A 13,229-nucleotide genomic window follows, 5' to 3' on the forward strand; every position below is an offset into this window, starting at 1 on the left:
ATGCGAAAGTAGCTCAGTTGGTAGAGCTCCAGCCTTCCAAGCTGGTTGTCGCGAGTTCGAGCCTCGTCTTTCGCTCTAAAAAATCCAAACATTTTTTGTTTCGATTTTTAGTCAAAAATAAATATTTTTTGATTTTTATTTGTTTTAAAAATTAATTTATTTATATTTGCACCCTGTTAATGCGAAAGTAGCTCAGTTGGTAGAGCTCCAGCCTTCCAAGCTGGTTGTCGCGAGTTCGAGCCTCGTCTTTCGCTCTTTAAAAGCCTCAAACATTGTTTGAGGCTTTTTTGTTTTTATTTATTTTAAACCATATAAGTGATATAAGAAATTGTAAGTTTTTTTTAAGCTTAGATTTTAATTGAACTTATATTGCTTATATGGTTTCAAAAATTATTTCAGATTGCTCAAGTCACTTTCTGGTTCTAATTCGATTGGATTTTCGTTTTGTTTAAATAAACGTGCAGATAAATCTCCTTTAAGTGTTATTTTTTCTCCCTTAACTTCTAGCCAGCTTCCTTCTCTTAGGCCTAAAACAGGAATTGTATTAAAAGCATGGAATTCTTTGATTCTGGTTTCGCGTGTTTCTCCCATGTGTTTAGATTGTAAGTCGGCATCTAAATAATGCGGATTTAAATTGAATGGAATTAATCCTAATGTCTGAAAACTTGGCGGGTAGATAATGGGCATGTCATTAGTAGTTTGCATTGAGAGTCCGCAAATATTACTTCCTGCGCTCGATCCAAGGTATGGTGTTCCATTTTTTACAGTTTCAGAAAGTAACTGCATAATATTGTTTTTGTAAAGCTGAGTAACTAATAAAAAAGTGTTTCCGCCTCCTGTGAAAATTCCTTCTGCATTTTTTACTGCGTCTTGCGGATTTTCAAATTCATGAATCCCTTTTACTTTTATGTTGATGCTAGAAAATACCTCTGCTGCTTTTTGAGTGTATTCCTCATGTGATATCCCGCTAGGACGTGCATAGGGAATAAATAATAGGGTTTTGCAATTTTTGAAATGCGATTGTAGAGTAGGTAAAATATATTCTAAATAATTGCCTCCGTGCAAAGTTGAGGTACTTGCAATAATAATACTTTTCATGATTTTTTTAACTCAAATTTTGATGTATAAAGATATTAAAAACTCTTTTTTGTGAATGATTTTTGAGATTTTAATTAACATATTTTTACCAACTCATTAGTATTAAATTTGGATGAGATTAAGATATTTTTACCGTTTTAAGAATTTTTTTAAATTATCTCATTTTGTTTCAAAAAATCACATGTTTTTTAGTTGTTATGGTGAGTCATACATGTTTGTGTCAAACTCAGGATCGTTCTGTTTTGAATGGTAAAGTAGTTTCGAATACTTCAAACATGGAAGGTATTTATGTTATTAATGCTCAAACAGAAGAAACAGTAACTACAGATGTTTCCGGAACTTTTTCGATTTTAGCAAAACCAGATGATGTGCTGGTTTTTTCTTCAATCAGTTTTAAGGAGAAAAGGATTATGTTGAAGGCTGAAGATTTTTTAAATATTAATTTTTCTGTAAGGCTTACTATGGTAATGCACGAGCTGCAAGAAGTTGTGATTAAGAGATATGATAATATTAATGCCGAAAATTTAGGGATAATTCCAAATGGGCAAAAAAAATATACTGCGGCAGAAAGAAAATTACAGACAGCAACTGCTTTAAACGCTACAGCAAATGCCGGAACCATGGCAGGTGGATCTGTTTCTGCTGATCCATTGCTGAATTTTTTCTCAGGAAGAACTGCTATGCTGAAAAAGGAAGTTGCGGTAGAGAAAAAGGAGTTTTTTATGAGGCTTTTGGAGAATATGTTTAGTTTGGATCACTTTATTGACCGATTGAAAATTCCAGCAGAATATGTCAAAGGCTTTGAATATTATGCTGTAGAAAATGAAAAATTTACAGTGATTTTAAATTCTAAAAATAAAACTTCAACAGAATTTCTTTTAGGAGAATTGGCGGTTAAGTATAAAGAAATTATTGCGAGTGAGAATAAGTAAATTGATATTGGTTATTGTGTTGTTTGTTTTTGTTCAAATTGGTTTTGGGCAAAAAAACGATTCAAAGCAGATTGTAGGGAAAGTACTGGAGCAGTCTGTTCCGATTGAGGGAGTGAATATTATTAATAATACGACTCAGTTGGCAACAGTTTCAGATTCTGATGGTAATTTTTTGATTACTGCTAAAGAAGGCGAGGTTTTGGTTTTTTCTGCTGTAAATCTGGAGCCGCTTAAACGTAGAATTACTTCAGCAGATTTCTATCCAAATTTGCTTGTTGCAAAAATGATTGCTAAAGAAGTGGAATTAAAGGAGGTGGTTGTAAATGAAAATGCCAATATTACAGCTGAAAACTTAGGGATTATTCCGTACGGACAAAAGAAATATACACCGGCAGAACGAAAAGTTTATACGGCGACGTCTACTTCTGTAGATAAACTTTTAAATGCAATGTCGGGTCGTACTGCAATGTTGAAAAAAGAGGTGAATGTGGAGAAAAAAGAAGCTCTTTTTAGAAAACTAGAGTATCTTTTTGAAGAGAATTATTACACAGATAGATTGCGAATTCCTGTTGATGATATTAAAGGATTTCAATTATTTTGTGTGGATGATGCTGATTTTGCTGTATCTTTGAATACTAAAAACAAAACAATGAGTATGTTTTTAATCACAGATCTAGCAAGAAAATATCTAACAATTCTCGAAAATGAAAAATAAATTAGGAGTACTCGTTGTCTGCTTATTTTGTCAAATTATTTTAGGACAAAACGGTTCAAGGAAACCATTACACGGTCAGGTTATAAATGATTTTTTAACTATTGAAAGTGGTTATGTAATGAATGTCAATGCCAATGTAAGAACATTTATTGGTTCTGGTGGTTTGTTTGATATCATGGCGCGGCCAAAAGATACATTGTTGTTTTCTGGATTAGCTTTTCAGTCAAAAAAAATTGTTCTTACAGAAAAAGATTGTGCTGATATTTTATTTAAAGCAAAATTGGATTTAGTTAATAATGAGCTTAAAGAGGTTGTAGTTCATAAAGAATTAAAAGTAAAATCTTTAGGAGGTGGTTCTCAGGGTGTTGTAGATATGCAGTTTGAGGATGATAAGCAATCAACGGCTAAAAATAATGCAATGCTTTCTGATCAGACTATTAAATACGGAATGGATTTTGTCCGTATTTTTAAAGATGTTAAAAAGCTTTTAAGTAAAAAAGAAGATATAAAAGAAGAAGAAGTAACAGATATAGCTTTTGTAGAATATGCTAAAGACAATTTTACAAAAGATTTCTATACCAAAACATTAAATCTTAAAGAGGATGAAATTGAATTGTTTCTAATGTACTGTTCAAACGATCCGCACTCTAGACAAATGGTTGATCCTGATCAAAAATTTCAATTAATAGATTTTATGATCAACAAGAATAAAGAATTTAAGAAAGTGGCTGCTGCTAAGAAATGAAAAATAAATTAGGTTGCTGTCTGTTGGCAGTTTTGTTTGTGTTGTCTTCGGCATTTACCTTTCATAAGTTTTATGTAGGTGTTTTTCAGGTGAATTATGCTTCTGAGAAAAAAATGCTCCAAATTACTTCCCGCATTTTTATTGATGATTTGAATAATGCGATGGAAAAGAAATACCACAAGAAGACTTTTGTTGGAACAAGCAAAGAAACACAGGCAGATGTAGATTTATTGAAAAAATATCTTTCTGAAAACTTCTCTATTAAAGTTAATGGACAATCTAAAGAAATAACTTTTCTTTCTAAAGAAGTCGAAGCAGACGATGTTTTGGTTTGTTATTCAAGAATTAAGAATATTGAGAAGTTTAAAACTCTGGAAATTTTAAATAGTGTTTTGTTAGATTGGAATTCAGAACAGCAAAACATTACACATATTACAGCATTTAACACCAAAAAGAGTGTTCTCTTTACGGAATCTTCAAGAAAAGAAGTGTTAAAGTATTAATGAGTGTGGAAAAATATGGTTTTAATTGTTATTTTCACCACCTGATAAATTACCAATAAATTTTTATGAAAAAAATTTCATTATTATTGCTTTTCCCTGCCATGTTAATTGCACAGGAAAAAGCAGCAACCACACCTGTAAGGCAGCAGGGCAAATACGATACAAATAAATTTAGTCAAATGTATGATTTACTGGCGACTCCAAATATGTTTCGTACTGCTTCAGGTGCGCCTGGACCAGCTTATTACCAACAACAAGCAGATTACAAGATTGATGTTGAGCTGGATGATAAAAATTCAAAATTAACGGGGTCTGAAACTATAACGTACAGTAATAATTCTCCTGATAGTTTGGAATATTTATGGGTACAGCTGGATCAAAATCAAGCCAGAGCAAACGGACAGACTTCGTTGGCTGAAGGGGAAAAAATCAATCAGGTTTTACCGCTTGAAGGGTTTTCTTCTAAGTATTTAAAGAAAGATCTAGAACGTGGATTTAATATTGAGCAGGTTAAAGATGCAAAGGGAAATGCATTATCCTATACGATCAATGAAACGATGATGCGTATTAACCTGACTTCTCCTTTAAAACCAGGTGAAAAAATATCGTTCTCTATAAAATGGTGGTACAATATCAATAATTATAGAAAAGAAGGCGGACGTTCAGGATATGAGTTGTTCGAAAAAGATGGCAACAAACTTTATGTAATTGCTCAGTTCTATCCAAGAATGGCGGTTTATAATGATGTAGAAGGTTGGCAAAACATGCAGTTCTGGGGAAGCGGAGAGTTTGCTCTTCCTTTTGGAAACTTTGATGTAAATATTACTGTTCCTGCAGATCACGTAATTGATGCCACAGGAGAATTAATGAATAGAAGTGAAGTTTTTACAGCAGAACAGGTAAAAAGATACGAGCAGGCTCAAAAATCATTTGATAAACCTGTAGTTATTGTGACTCAGGCAGAAGCTGAAGCAGCTGAAAAAGGTTTTTCTGAAAAGAAAAAAACATGGAAATTCAGCGCTAAAAATGTTCGTGATTTCGGAATTGCTTCATCAAGAAAATTCATTTATGATGCGATGGCTGTGAAATTGAACAATAAAGTGGTTATGGCAGAATCGGTTTATCCGAAAGAAGCAAATCCGCTTTGGGGAGAAACTTCAACTATGACGGTTGCTCATACTTTAAAAAGTTATTCAGCACATACATTCGATTATCCTTATCCAAAAGCAGTTTCAGTTTCTGCAGAAGATCAAGGAATGGAATATCCGATGATTTGTTGGAATTATGGACGTCCGGATGAAAATGGCGTAACAAGCAAAGAAGTTAAAAACGGAATGATTGGTGTTGTTATCCATGAAGTGGGACACAACTTTTTCCCAATGATTGTAAATTCTGATGAGCGTCAATGGACTTGGATGGATGAAGGTTTGAATTCATTTTTAGAATATATAGCAGAACAGGAATTAGATCCGAATTTCCCTTCGAGAAGAGGTCCGGCAAAAAACATTGTTCCGTACATGAGTGGAGATCAAAAGTTTTTGGAGCCAATTATGTCTAATTCTGAGACGATTCATCAATTTGGAAACAATGCTTACGGAAAACCTGCTACAGGTCTTAATATTTTAAGAGAAGTAGTTATGGGAAGAGAATTGTTTGATTATGCTTTTAAAACGTATGCCAACAGATGGAAATTCAAACATCCAACTCCTGAAGATTTCTTTAGAACAATGGAAGATGCTTCTGCAGTAGATTTGGATTGGTTCTGGAGAGGTTGGTTTTACTCAACTGATTTTGTAGATATCGGAATTAAAGAAGTAAAACAATATTATGTTTCGGATACGCCAACTACAGATATTAAAGATGTAAAAGTTAGAAAAGGACGTTTTGGATATGAAAAAGGACCTTTTGTTTATTTGGTTTCAGGAGATAATACGGAAGTAAATCAATCTAAGAAAAAAGCTTTAAAAATTGAAGATTTCAAGCCTTTGGCAGATTATGTAGATCAAACTTTTACGGCTGAAGAAAAAGCAAGCATTAAATCACCTAAATATTTCTACGAAGTAGAATTTAATAAACCAGGTGGAATGATTATGCCAATTTTAGTTGAGATTACTTATGAAGATGGTTCTAAAGATAATTACAAATATCCGGCACAAATCTGGAGAAAAAGTAATGAAACTGCCAAAAAAGTATATGCTACAACTAAAGCAATTAAGAGTATTCAAATAGATCCTAAATTGTTAACGGCAGATATTGATGTTACTAATAATTCATGGCCGAAAGTAGAAACAAAATCAAAATTTGAATAAAAAGAAATAAAATTATACTGGAAAGTTCATCAGGTTTTAAAAAGCCAGATGAACTTTTTCTTTTTGTAAATGTATTTTAAAGGACTTTTTAAGTTAATTTTAAAACTCAACGCTGCAAAATTTAATATCTTTGCGACAACAAAAATTAAAGTTATGTTTGGTATAGGAGGAGGAGAATTAGTTTTTATACTGTTTATAGTACTAATGCTTTTTGGTTCAGATAAAGTGCCGGAAATCGCTCGTACAATGGGTAAAGCTATGGCTCAGTTAAAAAATGCAACTAATGATATTAAAAGTGAAATTCAAAAAGGAGCAGAGGCAAATGGTCTTGACTCAAAATCTTTGAATGATATTACTGGAAATATCAATGCAGAGATTAATAATGCAAAATCGAATTTGCTTGGAGATACAGGAAATCTCTTAGGTGATACTACAAATGAAATCGAAAAAGTGAAGGAAGATATTGATTCTCTTTCTGGTCCTATTAAACGCCAAAGATAATGCTTGAAACAATAAAGGAGTTAGATACAAATCTATTAATATATCTTAACGGATTAGGTTCTGAAACATACGATAAACTTTGGCTTATTATTACCCAGCAATTGTATTGGACGCCATTTTTTATATTTCTTTTCTATCTTATATATAAAAAGATAGGAGGCAAACAAACACTGTATCTTTTACTCTTTATAGCTATTTTGATTGCTTTTACAGATCAAACTTGTAATTTATTCAAACATACTTTTCAGCGTTTACGCCCTTGCAATGATCCAGAAGTAAACACAATTATAAGAGTGGTGCAGGAAAGAAAATCTTTTAGTTTTTTCTCTGGACATGCAGCAAATACAATGGCTGTTGCGACTTTTTTATTTTTGGTTTTAAGACGTTATTTTAAATATTTAGGCTTCTTGTTCTTATGGCCTTTAATTTTTGCTTACAGCCGAATTTATTTAGGTTTGCATTTTCCAGGTGATATTCTGGCAGGGTATTTCTTTGGAGCACTTTTTGGATTCTTAATCTATTTGGTTTACAAAAGGCTAAAACCGCAATACTTTCCAGGATAGTTTTTTTTGGAGGCTGCTAAGGTTCTGAGATACTGAGGTTCTAAGTTTTTTAGCTTGATGTAAATTTTAATGAGTTGTCTTCAGTTTTAGCTGGATACATATAATATTGATCTAAAGAAAAGGCTTTAGCCAAAATACAGTTGCGTATTTGGCTAAAGCCTTTTTTTAATTTTATCTAGAAATCTCCAGCTAAAGCTGGAGGCAACTCAAAGTATTATATATTATTAAATCAAGTTTTAAAACTTAGAATCTTAAAAAAAATCAATTCAGAACTGTTTTTTCACTCCATTCTAATCCATTTGGAAGTTGTTGCTTGCTAAATTCGATATGAATAACTCTTCTTCGTTCATTGTTTGTAGTTTTGTTTGATGCATGAAATAATAGTGGTTTCATGATCATAATACCGCCTTTTTCAACTTCACAAATTGTTTCTTTTTCATTTTCAAAATCGAGATTCTCAATTCTCAAAATTCCTTTAGAATGTGAATTATTGATAACCTTTAAAGCTCCGTTTTCTTTAGTGGTTTTGTCAATATGAATTCTGATAGTAAAATTATTTTCCAATATTTCAGTAGGAGGCTGAACCGCAAACTGATTTTGTTTTACTGTCCAGTTTTCAAAATTTTCAATTTCCATTTTTTGATCAACAGAAATCGTTAAATCCTGATGATACGCTACAAACCAATTCGATTTTTCGGGTTTGTCAAAATAAATTGATTTGGTTATAAAATATCCTTTTCCAAAATTAGACTCAATAATTTCCTTTAGGTTTTCATTAAAAATAAAATCTAAAGTTTCTGGTATTTCTTTATGAAATTGCCTGATAGCAAATAAATCCTGAGATTTTCTGAAAGTAGCATTTTCCTGATTGTTTGCTGTTTTGCTTTCAATCAATGCAATTATATTTTCGATTTCATTTGTTGTAAAAACATTATTTATTATCGAAAATCCTTCGTTGTCTATCTGATTTGAATAAGTCATTTTGATTGTTTTGGGCATGAAAAACTTAGAAACTTAAAATCTAAATTAAAGTACTCTGGAAACGGTCAATCCATCACGAATTGGCAATAGTACAGTTTCTACTCTCGGATCATCTTTCAAAAGCTGATTGTATTCTAAAAGTACTTTTGTACTCACATCATTTGGATGAACCGGATCTAGAATTTTCCCGCTCCATAAAACATTGTCAGATAAAATAATACCGCCTTTATTCATTTTAGGAACAATCATTTCCCAATAATTCAAATAGTTTTCTTTATCTGCATCAATAAAAACCAAATCAAATTTTAAATCTAAATCGGGAATAATATTTACCGCTTCACCTAAATGTTGAAAAATTTGTTTTCCCCAAGGAGAAGCATCAAAATACTTTCTTTGAAAATCAACCAATTCTTCTTTGATGTCAATAGTGTGTAATTGTCCATTTTCCTGCATTCCTTCACACAAACATAAAGCGGCGTAACCAGTATAAGTTCCGATTTCAAGAATGTTTACTGGTCGAATTAGTTTTGATAACATGCTCAAAACGCGACCTTGAAAATGCCCACTTAACATTCTTGGTAAAAGTATTTTTTGGTAAGTTTCTTTATTGAGTTTTGCCAATAATTCTGGTTCGTTTTCAGAATGTTGTTCGATGTAGTCTTCTAATTCTTGTGATATAAAATGCATGTTGTAGTATCTTCAATTTTGAAGACAAAAATACAAAAAATATTGGCTCACTATTTTGCATAAAAAAACCATTCGTTTTGGCGAATGGTTTCTGATTAGGTTTTAAATGAATTATTTTTTCAAAGCTTCATTTACTTCTTTTGCTGTTTTTACAGTTCCGTCTTTTGCTGCTTTTGCTGCATTTTCAACTTTTTCTGCGCCTTTTTTAGTGGCATCTTTCACGTCACTTGCTGCTTTTTTAACAGCTTCTTCCGTTTTATTTGCAGCATTTTTAGTTTCATTTTTAATGTCTTCTGCTGCATTTTTAGTAGCATCTTTAGCTTTTGCTGCAGCACTTTCTGCTTTGCTTACGGCGCTGTCTTTTACTTCTTTAATATCTGTTGTCAAAGAATCAACTTTGTTGCCAAGGGTTAATTCGTCTTCTGCAGTTTTATTTTCTTTTTTCTCGCATGATTGAACAGCGAATGCTAATAAAGCAATAACAGCTAAACTTAAAATTTGTTTTTTCATAATTTCAATTTTTTTTAGGTTGATAAAACTTAAAGGTTAATGGCTGAAAAATAAAAATACAAATTTTAAAATGATTGAGCTCTTTGTAAGATTATTTTTCTTTCGAGAGCAAGACAATTCTTATGCCAAAAATTTTGAATTTGAAATGAGATGATATTTTTTTTTTAATTTTTATATAAGCTGAAATTGATAACAATATCATCTTTCACTTTTATTAATCCAGCCATTTTAACTGGAGCTTCTAATTCGATATCTGAGAATTTTAAACTAAGAGTTCCCTGAATTTTATCGTCGGTATTGTATAAAATGAAATCTTTGTATTTTAAGGTTTTATCTGTAATATAGAAGTTTAGTCTGCATTTGTAATTTTTACCGTCTCTTTTTATATCTGAAATGCTAACGGTACTGTTAGGGAACTTTTTAACTTTTACGGTTCCTTGTAAATCTTTCGTCATTATTTTATTACCACAATCAAAGTTTGTCATTTTGATATCAGTATTAAATGTGTTTTTTTTAACTGAGTTTACATAAACGGTATCCTTAATGTTAAAAGTGTTAGAACAATTGTATTTGCCAACAGTAGAGAGTCCTGTGATTTCTATTTTGATTTTATTTATTACCACAGCGGTATCTTCTGGGAAAAAAGTGGGTTTAGCACTTCCTAATAAAAAGAATGTTGCTAAACCCATTATTAATATTGAAAATCTAGTTTTCATTTTGTTTTATTTACATTAGAATGCAATTACTGCTTCGAATACTAAACCATTGAATTTTCCACCATAAAAGTTGTTAAGATTTCCAGTTGCAGGATTTCCAGTAAATTGTGAGTAATTTTTATAGTTTTGATTCACGTAGTTTAATTTAGCTAAAATGTTTTTTGTCATAAACCAACCAGCACTTGCTTCAAATTTATCTACTGTAACCTCTTTAGCATCAGCATTAGATAATTTTCCAGATACTGTATTGTATTTTCCTCCTAGATAGAATTGTTCTGTTTTTCCAAATCTGTAAATAAGCTCTGAAGCATATTGATTAGCAGTACGTTTATCATCAGTACCAGCTTTGTCTCCTCCTGAAGCTAATTCAATAGTTCCAAAGAATTCAAGTCCTTTATATTTTATAAAAGGGTTGATCATGTATGTTGTAGCCCAATTTTTGAAATTAGGGTTGAACGTTGCCTCTGGAGTAGAAGTTTTGCTAAAACTAGTAGGAACATCAGTATTCGTTACAGTAACATTTCCGTTAGTATCAGTTCTAGTGATGGTATTGGTGTAAGCATTATTGTTTAAGATACCCCAATAACCAAATCCTGATCTATTAGCAGAATATATGTTTGCGTTACCAAGATTTGCATTATGATAATAAGAACCAGTTAATCTTATTCTTAAATCTTCATTAATCTGTTTGTCGTAACCAAATTTAGCTAAGATTGAAGGACTATGTGTTGTATTGGTGTTTGGGCCAGTAGTATAGAAAATCTCTTCATTACTTTGATTTAAATTACCATTTGTAACCCCTAACATGCTTACCCATCCATCTCTGTTGTAGTAAACCTCCATACCCATTTCTGTAGTGAAAGAATACATGATGTTATTTCCAACAAATGCATTTTTGATTGTGTTACCGTTATCAGAACCTCTGAAGTGAGCATCACCAAAATTGTTCTCCATTTGTCCAATTTTAATTGTAGCATATTTCATTACATCAGCCAAGAAGTCCTTTTTGATGAAGTCTAACTTGTCAATTTGTAAATACCCTCCTTTTACATAAGCATCATTGTGGTGTCTAGATGCTAAATAAACATCTAAATTTACTCGTACACCGTCAAACAATTGAGCACCAATGTATAGATCAGCTCCAGGAAGAGTAAAATTGTTTTCAGTATTCATTAAACGGTATCCGTTAATTGATCTAACGGTAGTTCCAGCAGCTGTAGTAGTCGTAGTCGTAACGCTAGCAGGTTGATCGTTGAATGAATTTGTTGCTTGGAAGTCCATGTTGAAAGCACCACCCAGGTCAATACTAAGACCTTTAAATTCTCTATTGTCTTTTTGAACATCAAAAACGTTGATACCGTCTTTTCCTCTAGAGATTTGGTTTTGCATGTTTCCAAAACTAACTTGTGCATTAACAGCAAATGTGCTGATAAGTGTAATAAATAGGATATAAATCTTCTTCATGGCGGCTATAGGTTAAAGTTTAAATTGAATTTTATAGTTAGGTCTTGCCCTGTTTTAATTGTTCCAAGCATTGCAGTTGGAGATTTCATTCCGAAATCTGTAAACGTAATTTTGTTAGATCCCTGAAGGTTTAAACCATCTTTTGTAACAGTTGTTTTTGCGGTAGTTTTGTAAACTTTGCTAACTCCTGCGATGGTATAAGTTCCAGTTAATTCCCAAGTCGTTTCGTTTACTTTTTCTGCAGATTTCAGAACGTATTTAATGTTTTTATTTTTATCTGTTTTTAGCGTTTCGTAAGCTACTTTATCCATGCTTTTTTTCTCACTTTTTACAGTTTCTGCCGGAAGCGTTATGGTTAAGGCATCGATATCGGATAATTTTCCACTTGCGATATTAATAGAGGCAGTTCCAGTTCCAGAAGCTGATTTCATTTCCCAGTCATGAAGTGTTGAAGTTCCTGCAACAGAGAAAGTCGATTTACTATCTAAAGTGTATGATTTTTGAGCAGTAGCGATTGAAGTGATTCCTAAAAAAGCTGTAACTAATGCAATAAATTTTAAGGTATTTGTTTTCATTTTGTCATGTTTTTATTGTAAAAAATAAGTTAATAAGTCGGCCAGTTTCTATTAGTACTAAGAATGTTGTTTTAACTTGTATCAAAGATCCTTCTATAAATCAGTGAAATACATGATAAAAATCATTGTTAAAATTTTATTAAATAGGTATTTAATAACTACAACGTTTTCATTTTGTACAAAATCGATCACTAAGACAAAAAAGAACGTATGATTTTATTAATGTGTAAAAATTTTAAGATTTTGAAAGTGAGAACTTCATCTAGAATTTGAAGTTTTTTAACGCTTAAAAAGGGTGATTAGCTCAAAACGATATTGAATATTACCGTAAGGTCTTTTCCTGCTTTAACAACACCAAGTGCTGCTTTTGGAGGCGCCATTTCAAAATCGCCAAAAGTAAGCTGATTTGAACCTTGTAAAATAAAACTACCATTGCTTGCAGTTACTCTTACTTGCGTTACAAACTCTTTGCTTATTCCTGCAATAGTGTAAACTCCAGTTAGATTCCACGTTGTTTCATCTATTTTAGTTGCAGATTTTAAAACGTATTCAATATTTTGATGGTTTTCTGTGTCCAAAGCTTCATAGGCAACTTTATCCATACTTGTTTTGTAGCTTTTTAGACTTTCTGCCAATAAGGAAATGTTTAAACTGTTGATGCCAGCAAGTTTGGAATCTTTTATGGTTAAGTTGGCTGTTCCAGTTCCTTCATTAGATTTCATTACCCAATCATGTACGGTAGAAGTACCTGCCACTTCGAATGTTGAAGTTGCGTTGACAGTATATGTTTTTTGAGCATTTATTTGTACTGATGCTGTAGTAAAGATTACTGTTAATAGGATTGATTTAATTGTTTTCATCTTAATATGTATAGGTTAATTTTAATCAGGGAAGTTCTTTGAAGTGGTTGTGAACTAGCCCTATTTCTTA

15 protein-coding genes and 2 tRNA genes are annotated in these 13,229 nt (G+C 32.0%); 9 read left to right on the top strand and 8 right to left on the bottom strand.

The window, feature by feature from the left end; genetic code table 11:
• Positions 1-2: 2 nt before the first annotated feature.
• Together NQQ59_RS21915 and NQQ59_RS21920 are read left to right on the top strand one after the other, a co-directional pair.
• A tRNA-Gly gene (locus NQQ59_RS21915) sits at positions 3-75 on the top strand.
• Between the two features lie 106 nt (positions 76-181).
• Positions 182-254: transfer RNA gene (locus NQQ59_RS21920), tRNA-Gly, on the top strand.
• A 136-nt stretch (positions 255-390) separates the two neighbouring features.
• Here the strand turns inward: NQQ59_RS21920 and pepE are convergent.
• Complete coding sequence (pepE, locus tag NQQ59_RS21925) at positions 391-1,098, bottom strand: dipeptidase PepE (protein ID WP_144215361.1); 708 nt, start codon at positions 1,096-1,098, stop codon at positions 391-393.
• Positions 1,099-1,295: 197 nt separating this feature from the next.
• Here pepE and NQQ59_RS21930 point away from each other — a divergent pair, with 197 nt between their 5' ends.
• From NQQ59_RS21930 to NQQ59_RS21960, 7 genes are all read left to right on the top strand, one after another.
• The gene (locus NQQ59_RS21930) at positions 1,296-2,030 is read left to right on the top strand and encodes a carboxypeptidase-like regulatory domain-containing protein (RefSeq protein ID WP_257698434.1); all 735 of its coding nucleotides are present in this window, start codon (positions 1,296-1,298) and stop codon (positions 2,028-2,030) included.
• Entirely contained in the window at positions 2,017-2,745 is a 729-nt protein-coding gene (locus NQQ59_RS21935) for a carboxypeptidase-like regulatory domain-containing protein (protein ID WP_144215359.1), read from the top strand. Before NQQ59_RS21930 ends, NQQ59_RS21935 begins: the two co-directional genes overlap by 14 nt.
• The gene (locus NQQ59_RS21940) at positions 2,735-3,490 is read left to right on the top strand and encodes a hypothetical protein (protein ID WP_144215358.1); all 756 of its coding nucleotides are present in this window, start codon (positions 2,735-2,737) and stop codon (positions 3,488-3,490) included. The genes NQQ59_RS21935 and NQQ59_RS21940 overlap by 11 nt, the downstream gene beginning before the upstream one ends.
• Entirely contained in the window at positions 3,487-3,993 is a 507-nt protein-coding gene (locus NQQ59_RS21945) for a DUF6702 family protein (protein ID WP_144215357.1), read from the top strand. Before NQQ59_RS21940 ends, NQQ59_RS21945 begins: the two co-directional genes overlap by 4 nt.
• A gap of 65 nt (positions 3,994-4,058) precedes the next feature.
• On the top strand, positions 4,059-6,302 hold the full coding sequence (locus NQQ59_RS21950; RefSeq protein ID WP_144215356.1) for a M1 family metallopeptidase: 2,244 nt from the start codon (positions 4,059-4,061) through the stop codon (positions 6,300-6,302).
• A 153-nt stretch (positions 6,303-6,455) separates the two neighbouring features.
• A complete protein-coding gene (locus NQQ59_RS21955) occupies positions 6,456-6,803 on the top strand; it encodes a Sec-independent protein translocase subunit TatA/TatB (protein WP_144219769.1) in 348 nt (115 codons plus the stop codon).
• Positions 6,803-7,366: a phosphatase PAP2 family protein gene (locus NQQ59_RS21960; protein WP_144215355.1), complete on the top strand. Its 564-nt coding sequence runs from the start codon at positions 6,803-6,805 to the stop codon at positions 7,364-7,366. The genes NQQ59_RS21955 and NQQ59_RS21960 overlap by 1 nt, the downstream gene beginning before the upstream one ends.
• Positions 7,367-7,627: 261 nt before the next feature.
• Here NQQ59_RS21960 and NQQ59_RS21965 read toward each other — a convergent pair whose 3' ends face one another.
• The 7 genes from NQQ59_RS21965 to NQQ59_RS21995 all read right to left on the bottom strand — a co-directional run bounded on the left by NQQ59_RS21965 (position 7,628) and on the right by NQQ59_RS21995 (position 13,159).
• A complete protein-coding gene (locus NQQ59_RS21965; RefSeq protein ID WP_144215354.1) occupies positions 7,628-8,347 on the bottom strand; it encodes a phytanoyl-CoA dioxygenase family protein in 720 nt (239 codons plus the stop codon).
• 45 nt (positions 8,348-8,392) lie between these two features.
• Positions 8,393-9,034 carry an O-methyltransferase gene (locus NQQ59_RS21970; protein ID WP_144215353.1) on the bottom strand — a complete coding sequence of 214 codons (642 nt, stop codon included), beginning with the start codon at positions 9,032-9,034 and terminating at the stop codon, positions 8,393-8,395.
• A gap of 111 nt (positions 9,035-9,145) precedes the next feature.
• Positions 9,146-9,544, bottom strand: a complete 399-nt coding sequence (locus NQQ59_RS21975) for a hypothetical protein (protein ID WP_144215352.1) — start codon at positions 9,542-9,544, stop codon at positions 9,146-9,148.
• A 164-nt stretch (positions 9,545-9,708) separates the two neighbouring features.
• The gene (locus NQQ59_RS21980; RefSeq protein WP_144215351.1) at positions 9,709-10,260 is read right to left on the bottom strand and encodes a hypothetical protein; all 552 of its coding nucleotides are present in this window, start codon (positions 10,258-10,260) and stop codon (positions 9,709-9,711) included.
• 15 nt (positions 10,261-10,275) lie between these two features.
• Complete coding sequence (locus NQQ59_RS21985; protein WP_144215350.1) at positions 10,276-11,724, bottom strand: hypothetical protein; 1,449 nt, start codon at positions 11,722-11,724, stop codon at positions 10,276-10,278.
• Positions 11,725-11,729: 5 nt separating this feature from the next.
• Positions 11,730-12,299, bottom strand: a complete 570-nt coding sequence (locus NQQ59_RS21990) for a YceI family protein (RefSeq protein ID WP_144215349.1) — start codon at positions 12,297-12,299, stop codon at positions 11,730-11,732.
• 299 nt (positions 12,300-12,598) lie between these two features.
• Positions 12,599-13,159, bottom strand: a complete 561-nt coding sequence (locus NQQ59_RS21995) for a YceI family protein (protein WP_144215348.1) — start codon at positions 13,157-13,159, stop codon at positions 12,599-12,601.
• Positions 13,160-13,229: the final 70 nt, after the last annotated feature.

Origin of the sequence: Flavobacterium panacis (assembly GCF_024649945.1) — a bacterium.
GTDB classification, from domain to species: Bacteria; Bacteroidota; Bacteroidia; order Flavobacteriales; family Flavobacteriaceae; genus Flavobacterium; species Flavobacterium panacis.